This window comes from Polaromonas sp., assembly GCF_036676035.1.
Classification (GTDB): Bacteria; Pseudomonadota; Gammaproteobacteria; order Burkholderiales; family Burkholderiaceae_C; genus Polaromonas.
The window spans coordinates 1-14,821 of sequence record NZ_JAKFDR010000073.1 but is presented as its reverse complement, the minus strand read 5'-3'; the positions used below and the strand labels follow the sequence as shown (position 1 = coordinate 14,821).

The 14,821-nt window shown below is 62.1% G+C and carries 15 protein-coding genes and 1 tRNA gene; 10 read left to right on the top strand and 6 right to left on the bottom strand.

Annotation, left to right across the window (positions count from 1 at the left end; translation table 11 throughout):
- Positions 1 to 30: 30 nt before the first annotated feature.
- From atpA to V6M61_RS12060, 5 genes are all read left to right on the top strand, one after another.
- Positions 31 to 1,584 carry a F0F1 ATP synthase subunit alpha gene (atpA, locus tag V6M61_RS12080; protein ID WP_332776825.1) on the top strand — a complete coding sequence of 518 codons (1,554 nt, stop codon included), beginning with the start codon at positions 31 to 33 and terminating at the stop codon, positions 1,582 to 1,584.
- 55 nt (positions 1,585 to 1,639) lie between these two features.
- On the top strand, positions 1,640 to 2,506 hold the full coding sequence (gene atpG / locus V6M61_RS12075; RefSeq protein WP_332776824.1) for a F0F1 ATP synthase subunit gamma: 867 nt from the start codon (positions 1,640 to 1,642) through the stop codon (positions 2,504 to 2,506).
- Positions 2,507 to 2,555: 49 nt separating this feature from the next.
- On the top strand, positions 2,556 to 3,959 hold the full coding sequence (gene atpD / locus V6M61_RS12070) for a F0F1 ATP synthase subunit beta (protein WP_332776823.1): 1,404 nt from the start codon (positions 2,556 to 2,558) through the stop codon (positions 3,957 to 3,959).
- Between the two features lie 47 nt (positions 3,960 to 4,006).
- A complete protein-coding gene (locus tag V6M61_RS12065; protein ID WP_332776822.1) occupies positions 4,007 to 4,423 on the top strand; it encodes a F0F1 ATP synthase subunit epsilon in 417 nt (138 codons plus the stop codon).
- Between the two features lie 231 nt (positions 4,424 to 4,654).
- On the top strand, positions 4,655 to 4,798 hold the full coding sequence (locus V6M61_RS12060) for a hypothetical protein (RefSeq protein WP_332776821.1): 144 nt from the start codon (positions 4,655 to 4,657) through the stop codon (positions 4,796 to 4,798).
- A gap of 92 nt (positions 4,799 to 4,890) precedes the next feature.
- On the opposite strand, the gene V6M61_RS12055 is transcribed toward V6M61_RS12060, so the two are convergent.
- From V6M61_RS12055 to V6M61_RS12035, 5 genes are all read right to left on the bottom strand, one after another.
- Entirely contained in the window at positions 4,891 to 5,472 is a 582-nt protein-coding gene (locus V6M61_RS12055; protein ID WP_332776820.1) for a mobile mystery protein B, read from the bottom strand.
- Entirely contained in the window at positions 5,472 to 5,894 is a 423-nt protein-coding gene (locus V6M61_RS12050; RefSeq protein WP_332776819.1) for a mobile mystery protein A, read from the bottom strand. Before V6M61_RS12050 ends, V6M61_RS12055 begins: the two co-directional genes overlap by 1 nt.
- Before the next feature lie 329 nt (positions 5,895 to 6,223).
- Positions 6,224 to 6,766 carry a TPM domain-containing protein gene (locus V6M61_RS12045; RefSeq protein ID WP_332776872.1) on the bottom strand — a complete coding sequence of 181 codons (543 nt, stop codon included), beginning with the start codon at positions 6,764 to 6,766 and terminating at the stop codon, positions 6,224 to 6,226.
- Between the two features lie 10 nt (positions 6,767 to 6,776).
- Complete coding sequence (locus tag V6M61_RS12040) at positions 6,777 to 7,682, bottom strand: TPM domain-containing protein (protein WP_332776818.1); 906 nt, start codon at positions 7,680 to 7,682, stop codon at positions 6,777 to 6,779.
- A 7-nt stretch (positions 7,683 to 7,689) separates the two neighbouring features.
- The gene (locus V6M61_RS12035; protein WP_332776817.1) at positions 7,690 to 8,292 is read right to left on the bottom strand and encodes a LemA family protein; all 603 of its coding nucleotides are present in this window, start codon (positions 8,290 to 8,292) and stop codon (positions 7,690 to 7,692) included.
- A gap of 334 nt (positions 8,293 to 8,626) precedes the next feature.
- On the opposite strand from V6M61_RS12035, the gene V6M61_RS12030 reads away from it, so the two are divergent.
- From V6M61_RS12030 to V6M61_RS12020, 3 genes are read left to right on the top strand one after another with little or no spacing between them, the layout of a single operon-like run.
- Positions 8,627 to 9,073 (top strand): YybH family protein, encoded by a 447-nt coding sequence (locus V6M61_RS12030; protein WP_332776816.1) that lies wholly within the window; start codon positions 8,627 to 8,629, stop codon positions 9,071 to 9,073.
- A gap of 15 nt (positions 9,074 to 9,088) precedes the next feature.
- The gene (locus V6M61_RS12025; RefSeq protein ID WP_332776815.1) at positions 9,089 to 10,291 is read left to right on the top strand and encodes a YheT family hydrolase; all 1,203 of its coding nucleotides are present in this window, start codon (positions 9,089 to 9,091) and stop codon (positions 10,289 to 10,291) included.
- Between the two features lie 29 nt (positions 10,292 to 10,320).
- Positions 10,321 to 10,866 (top strand): DUF2946 family protein, encoded by a 546-nt coding sequence (locus V6M61_RS12020; protein WP_332776814.1) that lies wholly within the window; start codon positions 10,321 to 10,323, stop codon positions 10,864 to 10,866.
- Between the two features lie 146 nt (positions 10,867 to 11,012).
- Here the strand turns inward: V6M61_RS12020 and V6M61_RS12015 are convergent, their stop codons facing one another.
- On the bottom strand, positions 11,013 to 11,552 hold the full coding sequence (locus tag V6M61_RS12015; protein ID WP_332776813.1) for a c-type cytochrome: 540 nt from the start codon (positions 11,550 to 11,552) through the stop codon (positions 11,013 to 11,015).
- A gap of 222 nt (positions 11,553 to 11,774) precedes the next feature.
- On the opposite strand from V6M61_RS12015, the gene V6M61_RS12010 reads away from it, so the two are divergent.
- A tRNA-Arg gene (locus tag V6M61_RS12010) sits at positions 11,775 to 11,850 on the top strand.
- Between the two features lie 314 nt (positions 11,851 to 12,164).
- The gene (locus tag V6M61_RS12005) at positions 12,165 to 14,762 is read left to right on the top strand and encodes an AAA family ATPase (protein ID WP_332776812.1); all 2,598 of its coding nucleotides are present in this window, start codon (positions 12,165 to 12,167) and stop codon (positions 14,760 to 14,762) included.
- Positions 14,763 to 14,821: the final 59 nt, after the last annotated feature.

Here is a 14,821-nt window from a genome sequence, read left to right as displayed (position 1 = left end):
AGCCAACAACATAGAAAGAAGGAAAGAGTCATGCAACTCAATCCCGCAGAAATTTCTGAACTGATCAAGAGCCGTATTGAAGGCCTGGCAGTCAGCGCCGATATCCGCAACCAGGGCACGGTGGTTTCCGTGACCGACGGCATTGTGCGCATCCATGGCCTGTCCGACGTGATGCAGGGCGAGATGCTCGAGTTCCCCGCGACCGCCGACGGCACGCCGACCTATGGTCTGGCCCTGAACCTCGAGCGCGACTCGGTCGGCTCCGTGATTCTGGGTGAGTACGAGCACATTGCCGAAGGCGACACCGTCAAGTGCACGGGCCGCATTCTGGAAGTGCCGGTCGGCCCCGAGCTGCTGGGCCGCGTGGTCAACGCACTGGGCCAGCCGATTGACGGCAAAGGCCCGATCAACGCCAAGATGACCGACGTGATCGAAAAAGTCGCGCCCGGTGTGATCGCCCGTAAATCGGTCGACCAGCCGCTGCAGACCGGTCTCAAATCCATCGACTCCATGGTGCCTATCGGCCGCGGCCAGCGCGAGCTGATCATTGGCGACCGCCAGACCGGCAAGACCGCCGTGGCGATTGACACCATCATCAACCAGAAGGGCAAAGGCGTTTCCTGCGTCTACGTCGCGATCGGCCAGAAGGCTTCTTCGATCAAGAACGTGGTGCGCTCGCTGGAGCAAGCCGGTGCGATGGACTACACCATCGTGGTGGCGGCATCTGCTTCTGAATCGGCTGCCATGCAATACGTGAGCGCCTACTCCGGCTGCACGATGGGTGAGTACTTCCGTGACCGCGGCCAGGACGCCCTGATTGTGTATGACGACCTGTCCAAGCAGGCCGTGGCCTACCGCCAGGTCTCGCTGCTGCTGCGCCGCCCGCCAGGCCGCGAAGCCTACCCCGGCGACGTGTTCTATCTGCACAGCCGTCTGCTCGAGCGTGCCGCTCGTGTGAATGCCGACTACGTCGAAGCCTTCACCAAGGGTGAAGTCAAGGGCAAGACCGGCTCGCTGACCGCGCTGCCCATCATCGAAACGCAGGCCGGCGACGTGTCCGCTTTCGTGCCGACCAACGTGATCTCGATCACCGACGGCCAGATCTTCCTGGAAACCAGCCTGTTCAACGCCGGTATCCGCCCCGCCATCAACGCCGGTATCTCGGTGTCGCGCGTCGGTGGCGCTGCCCAGACCAAGCTGGTGAAGAACCTGTCCGGTGGTATCCGTACCGACCTCGCGCAGTACCGTGAGCTGGCTGCCTTCGCGCAGTTCGCTTCCGACCTGGACGAAGCCACCCGCAAGCAGTTGGACCGCGGTGCCCGCGTGACCGAGCTGCTCAAGCAGGCGCAATATTCACCACTGTCCATCTCTGCCATGGCCGCCTCGCTGTTCGCCGTGAACAAGGGCTTCATGGACGATGTGGATGTCAAGCGGGTGCTGGCATTCGAAGCCGGTCTGCATGGCTACCTCAAGGACAAACACGCTGCGCTGGTCGCCAAGCTTGAAGCCGACAAAGCCATGGACAAGGATGCTGAGGCGGAACTGAACACGGCGGTGGCGGCGTTCAAGAAGTCCTTTGCCTGAAGTTGTGCCTGAATAAAGAAAAGCCAAGGGCTTTAGAAATCATTTAGGAATACATATGGCAGTAGGCAAGGAAATACGCGGCAAGATCAAATCGGTGGAAAACACCAAGAAGATCACCAAGGCCATGGAAATGGTGGCAGCCTCCAAAATGCGCAAGGCGCAGGACCGGATGCGCCACGCCCGTCCTTACAGCGACAAAATCCGCAACGTCACCGCCAACCTGAGCCAGGCCCACCCCGAATACACCCACGTCTTCATGCAGTCGAACGACGCCAAGACGACCGGGTTTATCGTGGTGAGCACCGACAAGGGTTTGTGCGGCGGTTTGAACACCAACGTGTTGCGCGCCGTGACGGCCAAGCTCAAGGAGCTGCAGGCCGCTGGCCAGGGCGCGATGGCGGTGGCCATCGGCAACAAGGGCCTGGGCTTTTTGAACCGCATCGGCGCCAAAGTGGTGTCGCATGCCACGCACCTGGGTGATCAACCGCATCTGGACAAGCTGATTGGCCCGGTCAAGGTGCTGCTCGATGCGTACAGCGAAGGCAAGATCAACGCGGTGTACCTGTGCTACACCAAGTTCATCAACACCATGCGCCAGGAGCCGGTGGTCGAACAGCTGCTGCCGCTGACGGCGGATCGCCTGCAGGCCGACCACGGCCAGCACGCCTGGGACTACATCTACGAGCCTGATGCACAAACCGTCATTGACGATTTGCTGGTGCGTTATGTCGAGGCGCTGATCTACCAGGCCGTGGCCGAGAACATGGCGTCCGAGCAGTCTGCGCGCATGGTGGCCATGAAGGCCGCCACTGACAACGCCGGCAGCGTGATTGGTGAACTCAAGCTGATTTACAACAAAACGCGTCAAGCGGCGATCACGAAAGAGCTTTCGGAGATCGTGGCCGGTGCTGCGGCTGTTTAAACGCTGCTCGGCAGCATTCAAGATTTAAAGAACGGAAAAGGATTCAATCATGGCTCAAGTTCAAGGCAAGATTGTTCAGTGTATTGGCGCGGTGGTGGACGTGGAGTTTGCCCGTGACCAGATGCCCAGGATTTATGACGCGCTCAAGATGGAAGGCTCGGCACTGACGCTGGAAGTCCAGCAGCAGCTGGGCGACGGCATTGTGCGCACCATTGCGCTGGGCTCGTCCGACGGCCTGCGCCGCGGCAACATGGTCTACAACACCAACCACCCGATCACGGTGCCGGTGGGCAAGGCCACGCTGGGCCGCATCATGGACGTGCTGGGCTCGCCGATTGACGAGCGCGGCCCCGTGGGCCAGGAGCTCACCGCGTCCATTCACCGCAAGGCCCCGGCCTATGACGAGCTGAGCCCTTCGCAGGAGCTGCTGGAAACCGGCATCAAGGTGATTGACCTGGTGTGCCCGTTCGCCAAGGGCGGCAAGGTGGGCCTGTTCGGTGGCGCCGGCGTGGGCAAGACCGTGAACATGATGGAGCTCATCAACAACATCGCCAAGGCGCACTCGGGCCTGTCCGTGTTTGCTGGTGTGGGCGAGCGCACCCGCGAAGGCAACGACTTCTACCACGAGATGGCTGATTCCGGCGTGGTGAACCTCGAGAACCTGGCCGAATCCAAAGTGGCCATGGTCTACGGCCAGATGAACGAGCCGCCGGGCAACCGTCTGCGCGTGGCGCTGACCGGCCTGACCATCGCCGAGTCCTTCCGCGACGAAGGCCGTGACGTGCTGTTCTTCGTGGACAACATCTACCGCTATACCCTGGCCGGTACCGAAGTGTCCGCGCTGCTGGGCCGCATGCCTTCCGCCGTGGGCTACCAGCCGACGCTGGCCGAGGAAATGGGCCGCCTGCAAGAGCGTATTACCTCCACCAAGGTTGGCTCGATCACTTCCATCCAGGCCGTGTACGTGCCTGCCGACGACTTGACCGACCCTTCGCCTGCCACCACCTTTGCCCACCTGGACTCCACCGTGGTGCTTTCGCGTGACATCGCGTCGCTGGGTATTTACCCCGCCGTGGATCCGCTGGACTCGACCAGCCGCCAGCTGTCACCTGCGGTGGTCGGCGAAGAGCACTACAACACGGCCCGCGCCGTGCAGGGCACGCTGCAGCGCTACAAAGAGCTGCGCGACATCATTGCGATTCTGGGCATGGACGAACTGGCCCCCGAAGACAAGCTGGCCGTGGCGCGCGCCCGCAAGATCCAGCGTTTCCTGAGCCAGCCTTTCCACGTGGCTGAAGTGTTCACCGGCTCTCCCGGCAAGTACGTGAGCCTGGCCGAAACCATTCGCGGTTTCAAGATGATTGTGGCGGGCGAGTGCGATCATCTGCCCGAGCAGGCCTTCTACATGGTGGGAACCATTGACGAAGCGTTTGAGAAAGCCAAGAAGGCTTAAAGCCGGTACGCCCTGCGTATTGAGGCCAACGCCTGGAAAGAACTGCCATGTCAACCATACACGTCGACGTTGTCTCCGCTGAAGAGTCCATCTTCTCCGGCGAGGCCACTTTTGTGGCCCTGCCGGGCGAAGCGGGCGAGCTGGGCATCATGCCCCGCCACACGCCGCTGATTACCCGCATCAAGCCGGGCACGGTCCGCATTCAAAAAGCCGACGGCGGTGAAGAGTTTGTGTTCGTGGCCGGGGGCTTGCTGGAAGTGCAGCCCAATTGCGTCACCGTGCTGTCCGACACCGCCATTCGCGGCAAGGATCTGGACGAAGCCAAGGCCACCGAAGCCAAGGCTGCGGCCGAAGAGGCCCTGAAAAACGCCAAAACCGATATCGATATCGCCATGGCCCAGTCAGAATTGGCTGTCATGGCGGCCCAGATTGCGGCGCTGCGCAAATACCGCCAGAAGAAATAAGCCCGCCTGGCCCCCGCCAGTCGAAACCGGCCCGCGCGGCCGGTTTTTTTATGCCTGCGCTTGAAAGCCTGTGATCAAAATTGGCCCTGGCCCAGGCAATACCTGCGCAAACAGCTATCAAAACAAGAGCAAAAAGTAACAATTACATACCCAAACTGACAGCATTTCACGTGCGCGCGCGCTATCGTCTGGGCTTTGTCTTTTTAACCGATTGAATTGCAAGGGAAAGCCATGGACAGTGCAATGGACAGCCTGCTCTGGATAGAGTCTCTGTCGCCCCAGCGCAAGGCGAGACGCTCGCGCAAAATCTGGCTGCGGCGGATTCTTGTAGGCCTGTCGGCTCTGTTCGTGCTGGGCGTGGTGCTGGCCGGTTGACCCAGGTGTTGATTGCCGGAGAGTTTGAACAATTCTCACTGAGTTTGTACCCGGGCCTGCGGCGCTCGTCGTCAACCGACCAACTGCGCCTCTCAGCTTCTCGCAAACTGTATGAGCAGTTCAAGCATCCCTTGATCGGCAGCCCGCAGGGCCTGCAGATAACGCGCGCGAACATCGCCCGCAACCAGCAGGGAAGCCTGCCCCCAGGTGAATCGCTCGCCCCCCAACCGGGTAACCAGCACGTCGGCCATCAGGCGTGCATGCCGCCCGTTGCCGTTGGGAAAGGCATGTATCCAGACCAATCGATGATGGAATCTCACCGCCAGTTCATCGGCAGGGAAGGCCTGGTGGTCTCTCTGGTAGCGCGTATTGTCGAGAAGTTCGCGCAGCCTCATCGAAACCTGGTGCGAGTCGACGCCGATGTTCTTGTTGCTGGAGCGGAAGGTCCCGGCCCAGCGCCACGTCTTGTCGAACATCATGCGGTGCAGATCCCGGACGAAGCCTTCCTCGAGCGGTTCTCGCCTCCTCTGCCGGAAAGCCCATCCATCCGCCTTGACGATGTTGGCCTCCTCCCAGGTGTTCAGCTCGGCTTGCGTGGTGATATGTCTGGGTAGCAATCCCGCTGCCTCGTCAGGATCGATCGGCGTGGCGCCAGGCGCGTACGCGAAGTCCATCACCAGAGCGCCCGCCGCGGCCCATCAAGCAGCTCCTGAGCCAGCAGTTCCCGCTGAACGTCGCGCGCAGGGCCCTGCACGGTCTGATCTTCCAGCGACATGGAGTGCGATACCGGACGCAGGCGCTCGCTGGCAACCTGCAGCGCACGGTCCTGCAACTGCTGCGCCAACGACTTGCGCGGCACAAGTGCATATTGCAGCTCACAGTCGAGCGCGTCCGCCAGCTTTCGCAGGCTGGCCAGCGTGATGACCTGGCCCGCTTCGGCTTGTTCCAGCTTTCGCACACCGGCGCTGGTCATGCCCAGCCGGCGCGCCAACGTGGCAGCGGGCATTCCCAGGGCTTCACGGATGGCTCGGGACCATCCCACGGAGGGGTGCGCGGGCAGACGTGCTTCGCGCCACTGGCTTAGCGAAGCATCCATTTGCCGAACTTGAAGACCACGAAGGCGCTTGTCCATGATACCTGTGGGTTTGCTAATTTAGTCTTAAATATAACTTATAAGTTTCCTTTTTGCAAAATAAAGAAACATACAGGTATCTTCCGAGGCTCAGAGAGAGCGACGGCTGCCTGCGGCTCAGCTAGAAAGAGTTCAAACCTGAGTGAGAAGGCTGCCCGCAAACTCAAAACTCAGCATGTATCAAGTTCAACATCGCATGACGGCGCTCCTGCAAGTGGCGGTCGTGCGTCATCTGCAGCGTCTTGTTGAGCGCCAGTCGACATCAGGCTCTGCCAGCCAGCCAGGGCGCCGGGCTATTGCAACTGCGGTTTGTCCGGCAGTTCGTTGGGGTTGAACGCGGCGCCCGGCGGGTTGGCGTCCACCGCAAAGTGTGCCATCAGCACGGCCGATGTTTCTTCCAGCGCCTGTGTCAAGCCGTCTTCATAACGGCCTTCCCTGAAAGCGCTGCCCATGCGCTGCACCATCGCCTGCCATTGCGCCGGGCTCACATGCTGGTTCAGGCCGCGGTCCGCCACCATTTCAATCGCGTGCTCGGCCAGCAGCACATAAATCAGCACACCGTTGTTGTGCTCGGTGTCCCAGACACGGAGCTTGCCAAACAGGGTGAGCGCGCGCTGGCGTGCCAACTGGGCCATGGTGAGGCTACGGTTCAAGCGCCACAAATAGCTCAGGGGCAGGGAAGACTCGACGCAAATGCGGACTTCGCCGCTGTGACGCCGTTCGCTGGCGGACACGCGCCGTGCCAGCCGTTCCAGCATGTCCGGCGGAATGGCGCGGCGTGTGTCCGAGGCGTCCAGCCACAGGTGTTTGAGGATGCTTGCCAGCTTGTTGAACATCATGATGCTGCTACCAGTCGCCTGAGGCGCCACCGCCGCCAAAATCGCCACCACCGCCGCTGCTAAAGCCACCGCCTCCACCACCGCCAAAACCACCGCCGCCAAAGCTGCCGGACCCGCTGCTCCAGCCTGAGGAGCGCCCACCGCGGGCCATGGGCGCCAGGCTGGCGAACAGGGCAAACAGGATGGCCACGATGGCCGCAAGCCCGGCAATGAGCAGGCTGGCCGTGAAAAACCAGGCGAGCACGCCGACCGCGCCACCCGTCAGGATCGAGCCGAGCTTGCGCCCCAGCAAGCCGGCCAGCAGGCGGCCGCCTATGGGCACGGCGAAAAACAGGAACACGGCCAGATCCATCCACTCAAAGCCATCGTTCCAGGCATCGTCGCCTGGGGTTTTCGGTTCGGGCAGTTTTTCACCGGTAATGCGCGCCGTGATCTGGTCAACCGCGGCATCGAGGCCGCCAGCAAAGTCGCCTTGCCGAAAGCGCGGCGTGATGGCCTGGTCAATGATTTGCCGTGCCGCGAGGTCGGGAATCGCACCTTCCAGCGCTTTGGTGGTTTCAATGCGCACCTTGCGGTCGTTTTTGGCGACCACCAGCAGCAGGCCGTCACCGATGCCTTGGCGCCCGATTTTCCAGGCATCGCCCACGCGCTGCGCATAAGCGGCGATGTCTTCGGGCTGGGTGCTGGCCAGCATCAGGATCACGACCTGCGATCCGCGGGTTTTCTCAAAAGCGGCCAACTTCGCTTCCAGCGCCTGCAGTTGCGCGGCGTCCAGCGTGCCGGTGCGGTCCATGACATGCGCCGTCAACGGCGGGACGGCTTGCACGTCCTGCGCCGGCGCAGGCAGGCTCCAGCCCAGGGTTGCTATAAAAAATATAGCTATCCGCGCAAGGATGGCGGCGGCCAGAGGCATTATTTCCTCAAGGTTTTTTGGTGAAATCGACTTGCGGCGGGGTCGAAATCTGGGCCTCGTTCTGTACCGTGAAGTTGGGCTTGACGCTGTAGCCAAAGACCATGGCGGTCAGGTTGCTGGGAAAGCTGCGGGCCAGCACGTTGTAGTCCTGCACCGCCTGGATGTAGCGGTTACGCGCCACCGTGATGCGGTTCTCCGTGCCTTCGAGCTGCACCCGCAGGTCGCGAAAGCCCTGGTTGGCCTTGAGATCAGGGTAGCGTTCACTGACCGCCATCAGCCGGCTCAAGGCGCTGCCGAGCTCGCCCTGCACCTGCTGGAACTTGTTGAAGGCTTCGGGGTTGTTCAGCGTCTCGGGCGTGACCTGTATAGCGGTAGCCTTGGCGCGCGCTTCAATCACCTTGGTCAGCGTCTCCTGCTCGAAGGCCGTTTCACCCTTGACCGTGGCCACAATATTGGGCACCAGGTCGGCACGGCGCTGGTACTGGTTCAGCACTTCCGACCAGGCCGATTTGGTCTGCTCATCGAGGCGCTGGAAGTCGTTGTAGCCGCAGCCCGTGAGCAGCAAGCTGAAAAAACCTGCCACCATCAACATCAAAAAGCGGGATTTCATGGGTAAGCCTCCAAAAACTCAGGCGCAACACTAACATAGTCAGAACGCAGCGAAGGGCCGCCCCGAGCAAGTTCAGCCCCCGAGGGGCTGACGTCCGCGGCTCCAAGCCTGCCTGCGCAGGCTTGGACGGACGGAAGAGCCGCTACGTCTCGTAGCGGCACGTCCAGCGCAGTACACGCAGTGACAAGTGTGGGGGTCAGGTGGCGTGCCGGCCTGTACGGCGCAAAATGCACACGGCGGCAGGCCGGCATGGCTTAATACGGGGGTGATGCCAGCGTCAGGTCCGCAGCGGCGTGGCGCGCGAGGCCCTGTGTCTGTATTTGAAACACCTCTCATGTCCAAACCCAAAGTTCCTCCCGCCCTTAACGACAACGCCGACGATATCGCCGCGGCCTTTTATGAAGCCCTGCAAAGCGGCGACATCGACAAGCTCATGGCCTGCTGGGCCGATGAGGACGACATCGTGTGTGTGCATCCCGGCAGTTCGCGCCTGGTGGGGGCCGGGGCCATACGGGCCGCGTTTGATGCCATGTTTGCCAACGGCAGCATCCAGGTGCGGCCCGAAAAGGTGCGCAAGGTCGAGTCCATGAGTTCCAGCGTGCACAGCGTGCTCGAGCGCATTGTCGTCATGACCGAGGACGGCCCGCGCCATGCCTATGTGATCGCGACCAATGTGTACCAGAAGACCGCGCAAGGCTGGCGCATGGTGGCCCACCATGCCAGCCCGGGCACGCCACGCGAGGTGCAGGAAATCTCCGACACGCCACCCGTGCTTCACTGACGGGAGCCGGCAGTCATGAACTATGTAGCGCCCTGGTGGCTACCGGGCGGAAACCTTCAGACCATCTGGGCCGCATTGCGCTCGCGCCGCTTCCTCGGGCCGCAGCCGGTGTTTCGCCGCGAGCGCTGGACCACGCCCGATAAGGACTTTGTGGATGTCGACTGGCTTGATAGCGCCCCCACGCTCGTCCCTGCGTGTACTTCGCTGGACGTGCCGCTACGAGACGTAGCGGCTCTTCCGTCCGTCCAAGCCTGCGCAGGCAGGCTTGGAGCCGCGGACGTCAGCCCCTCGGGGGCTGAGCTTGCTTGGGGCGGCCCTGCGCTGCGCTCGGCCCTCACGCTTGGCGCAGCCGGTGATACGCTTGGCCATCAGGAAGCTGGCATTGTTTTGGGCGGCCCCGCGCTGCGGCCGCCAGCGTGTAAGCAGCCCCTTTTGGTGGTGTTTCATGGCCTGGAGGGCTCCTCGGCCAGCCACTATGCCGAAGCCTTTGCCGACGTCGCCCGCACCCGTGGCTGGGCTTGCGCCGTGCCGCACTTTCGCGGCTGCTCCGGCGAGCTCAATCTGGCGCCGCGTGCCTATCACTCGGGTGATTTCGCCGAGATCGACTGGATACTGCGGCGCTTTGCCAGCCAGCACACCGGGCCTGTGGTGGCCGTGGGTATTTCCCTGGGCGGCAATGCGCTTATGCGCTGGGCCGCCGAGTTGGGTGTGGAGGCCAGGCAAGTGGTGGCAGGCATCGCCTCGGTCTGTTCGCCGCTGGATCTGGCGGCCAGCGGCTGGGCCATAGGCCGGGGTTTTAACCGGCTGGTGTACACCCGCATGTTCCTCAAAACCATGGTGCCCAAGGCACTGCAAAAGCTGGCGCAGCACCCGGGCCTTTTTGACGGGAAAAAGCTGCTGGCCGCGCGTGACCTCTATGACTTTGACAATGTCTTCACCGCGCCGGTTCATGGTTTCAAGGACGCCGACGACTACTGGGCGCGCGCGTCGGCCATGCCGCATTTGCACAAGGTAGCCGTACCCGCGGTGGTCCTCAATGCGCTGAACGATCCCTTCATCCCGGCCAGCAGCCTGCCGCGGCCCGCCGATGTCAGCAGCCACGTCACGCTCTGGCAGACCGAAGAGGGCGGGCATGTAGGGTTCCCGTCGGCGCCGTTTCCGGGGCATGTACGGGCCATGCCCGAGGCGGTCAGCGCTTTCCTGGCGGCACAGCTTTAACTTTGAGCCGATCGGCGCAAAATAGCGCCATGGATGACATTGTTCGACAAGCCATCGCCAAATGGCCCCATGTGCCCAACTGCTACGGCTGGCTTGGGCTGGATGCGCGCGGCAACTGGTACATGCGTGACGACAGGGCGCAGGCTGCGGGGCCGTTCACCGGCGGCACGGCGGCCAGCAAGGGCTCGCTGCTCAAGCACGACAAGCTGATTGACTTCATTCAGCGCAACTACGAGAGCGACGTGGCAGGCCAGTGGTTTTTCCAGAACGGCCCGCAGCGTGTGTATGTGGAGCTGGAAGCCACGCCGCTGATCTGGCGGGTGGCGGCGGATTTTTCAGTCACCGCCCATACCGGCCAGCCGGCCCGGGTGCAGCGCTGCGTGGTGGACGAGCATGGGCGGCTTTACCTCGACACCGAGCTCGGGTTTGGACTGGTGCACACGGCTGACATGGCGTATGCCGCCGACGCTGTCGAGCAGGGCCTGTGGGTGCCCAGCGTAGTGAGCACCCGCGAGCTGCCTGGGCGTTTTGCTTACGTGCGCAGTCCTGCCAATGGGCAGGAGGCTAAAGAGTAGTTGCTATTAAAATAATAGCTATTTACGCATGTTTAATGCGGGCTAGCGCTCTATTCTGTATAAATTTTTGAGCTCAAGCAGTCATCCAGACACCCACAAAAAAGCCGGTCAGCGACCGGCTTTTTCAATGGGGCCATGCGTCTGGCTTATTTGGCGGCGACCGGTGCCGCGGCCGCAGCCCTTTGGGGCTCTGCAAATTTGCCGCCGGCCGAGTTGGCCATGTACACCAGTGCACGACCGATTTCCGCATCTTCAAAGTCGCCACCGCCCTGCGCGGCCATGGCGCCCTTGCCCTTGAGGGCGGAGTTCAGCAGCGCGTCGTAGCCGGTCTTGATGCGGGGGCCCCAAGCGCCGGCATCACCCAGGTGCGGTGCGCTGGGGATGCCGGGGGTGCCGTGGCAGGCCACGCACTGCGCCTTGAATACTTCCTCGCCCGACTTGAGCGGGCGGTTGGCGTCGCGGATTTCCACGGTGCCGATTTTCTGGATGCGTTGCGCCACGGCTTTTTCGATATCCACGGCACCGGCGGCAGGCTGGGTGTCGGACGTCACGTAGTAAACCAAGCCAATGATGGCGAAAATGGGAACCACGAAAGAGAAAAAAACCGCGGCCAGCAACTGCTTCGGGGTTTTGATCGGGCCGGTATGGGCTTCTTCGTGGGCCGTGGTGTGATCGTTTGCGCTCATGGCGTCCTCAAAAAACTGAACATCGGGGGCTGGAACCGCTGGTTTTCCAGCAGCCTTCGATTATAGCCAAGGCCCCTGCGGGCCGGCGAAGGCATCTCTCTGGCTGATAGAATCGATCATCCGGTGCAAAGAGGGCGCTTCCCAGCAGGGCGCAAACCTTTGCAGCCGAAGCCCAGAGCGCATGCCAAAACATGCATTTTGGGCCCGTCATTTTCCAGCGTTGCGGCTGTAGCTCAGTGGATAGAGTATTGGCCTCCGAAGCCAAGGGTCGTGGGTTCGATCCCCGCCAGCCGCACCAATTTTCCTGTTGAAAATCAATGGATTACGCTGCGCAATGAGCAGCAGTGCATCGCAATTTTCGGCACAAAATAGCGCACCGAGTGTGCCAAAAATGTGCCAATGTGTTGCGTGGGGCAGGAGGATTTTGCAGAGTGCATTGCACTACAGTGCGCGCTATTGCACTGGGTACTAGCAAGCTGTCGACTTGGTACGCTAAGCTGGCATTGGTAGGTGAAGTTGCGCTTACCCCTCCAAGAGCCCGTAATCTCCCCCTTCTAGAATGGGGGTGTCTCGCGCGCCCTCTTGCCTCATACGCGCAGACTGGAGGGCAAGATGGGAACCGCTAAACAAGACTTCGAGCGCTTTGTGCGCTGGCTGCACGAGCCGCAGCGTGGCGCGCCAGAGCGGGCGCGCAAGATCGCCAACTTGACGCTCGCCCACTTCGACGCGGTGGCGGCGATGGCTAGACAGCACAACAATCGGTCACAGTTGTTGGCGCGCATAGCCCGCGAACAACTGGCTACCTTCAGCGCAGATCTCCCGCAATTACCCGAGGAGGTGGCGCAGGGGCAATGGCCATGGACGCGGCTGCGCGAGCTGACCTTGGGCCCCTTCCGCGGCTTCCGCGCGCCGCAGACTTTCGATCTGCGCAAGCGCGTGGTCCTTTGCTACGGGCCAAACGGCAGCGGCAAGAGCAGTCTCTGTGAGGCGCTCGAATACTCGCTGCGCGGGACGGTCGAAGAGGCCGGATCGAAGCGGATTGACCATCGCGACTACCTGGCGAACCTCCACGCCGGGCGTTTCGTCGACCCCGTCCTGACAGCCAGCGACGCAGCTGGGCGCGAAGTTCGCGTCGCCGCTGATGAGGACGCATTCCGCTTCTTCTTCGTCGAGAGGAACCGGATCGACAACTTCTCGCGGATCGCAGCCACTCCACCAGGGCGCAAGAACGACCTGATCGCAACTCTGTTCGGGATGGATCAATTCAACGACTTCGCCTCGCACTTCAACGAGTCAATGGACGCAGCGCTGACGCTCACAACGCAGACGCAGATCCAGCTCGCCGGTCGTAGGCTGGCGCTGAGGACGGACGAAGCGACTCGGGATGCGGAAGCAGAGCAACTCCGAGCCTTGGACCAGGTGGCGGCCGATTACGCTGCGGGCGTTGGCCCAGATCTCACCTACGATGACCTCAAAGCCCTCGCGATCGGGAGTGATGAGGCGCCCAGCAGATTGCAGGAACTCGACACGAAGCTGCGGGCTCTAGTGCCATCGTTGACGAACAACTCGCGAGAGTTCGCCGCGGAGCTCTATGCGCACGCCGACGCTGGCGCTGAGGGCGTGGCAATCTCCATGCGCGCCCTGAACGAACGGCGAAACCAAGTCTCTTTCCGGCACCTCTTCACGGCCGTGCAGGCGCTGCGCGGGGAGCACCCCGATCACTGCCCGGCCTGCCTGACGCCGATCGCAGAGGCTGCGAACAATCCGTTCGAGCGCGCCGAGGCCGGACTGAGGGAACTCGAAGAGCTCGCAGTGCTGGAAGCGGATCACGAGCGGCTGCAGCGTGTTCGTGAAGAGGCGAGCCGCGCGTTGCGAATAGGGCTTCGCAACCTCGAAGAATTCCTGGTGAGCGAAGAGGAAGTGGTCGGCCCCGTCAGCGCCTATCTTCGTGCACTGCCGCGCAACCCCGACGCCGCCGATTGGTGGATGGCGGTCCATTCGCCTGAGAGGGACGAGACCGGTGCAACTCCATCCCTCGATCAGATTCTGGAAGTCGCCGACCGAGCAGCCGCGCGGGACGCGAGAACCCGCGAGTCTCTGCGGGTTCGCGAAGCCGATCTCGCAGAACAGCAACGGCTGAATGACGCACGCGTCTGGATGGCACAGCACGACACCCGGCGCGCGCGGGTCGTGGAGGACGCGACACAAGCCCGTGCCCGGATCGCGCAATGGGAGGAAGCGAACGCCGACCTGATCAGACGGGCCGGCGATGAGACGCAAGCCAACGAGCGCGACCGGCCGATCAAGGAGGCCTACGACAGCTTCTACGGCTTCCTGGAGCGCTTCCGTGAACAGCTCCCCGGCATGTTGATGGCGGACCTCAACGCGTCCACCCTGGAGCTCTACAACGAGTTCAACCACGGCGACCGAGACGAGGACAAGCTCGCCGACCTCCGCCTGCCCCTAACCGGCGACGGCATCATCGAGATCGCGTTCCGCGGGAACCCGCAGCGCCGAGTGAATGCGTTGACGGCACTGAGCGAGGGGCACATCCGCTGCCTCGGACTGGCAATCTTGTTGGCGAAGGCTCAAAGCGTGCGCTCGCCCCTCATCATCTTCGACGACGCGATCAACGCCATTGATCACGACCATCGCAGTGGCATCCGGGCCGCGATCTTCGAATCCGACCGCTTCCGCGAGACGCAGATTATCGTCACCTGCCACAGTCCGGAGTTCGTAAAAGATGTCGAGAATCATTTGCCTCGGGAGCTTCGCGACGACTGCCAGCAATACGTGTTGCTGCACCATCGAGGCGATCATCAGCCCCGAGTGAACCCGGATGTGGGCAGTCAAAACTACATGGCGCGCGCGAGGCAAGCGTTGGATGATCGCTTTGACCCGCGCGACGCGCTCTCCCACGGGCGCAAGTCGCTCGAGATGCTCACGGACAAGGCTTGGAAGTGGCTTGAGTCGCACCGCGTCGGCAACATCTCCGTGCAGATCGAGGGCCCGGGGAAGGAGCCGCAGCTTCGAACGCTCTGCGATGCGCTACGAATCAAGCTCCGGGGCGCTGCCACTTTTGCGCACGCGAGCAAGCAGCCACTTCTGGACAACTTGAACACTCTCTTGGGTATCCCGGAGGAAAATCTAGTCCGTTGGGAGACCCCCCGGCTCTGCCGGGGAGGCAGTAGAAGTTTGACGTATGCGTAGGTATGGGTGTCCATCGCAGAAACTTCCAATCGTGAGCCGCCAAGCAAACGAAAGGAAAA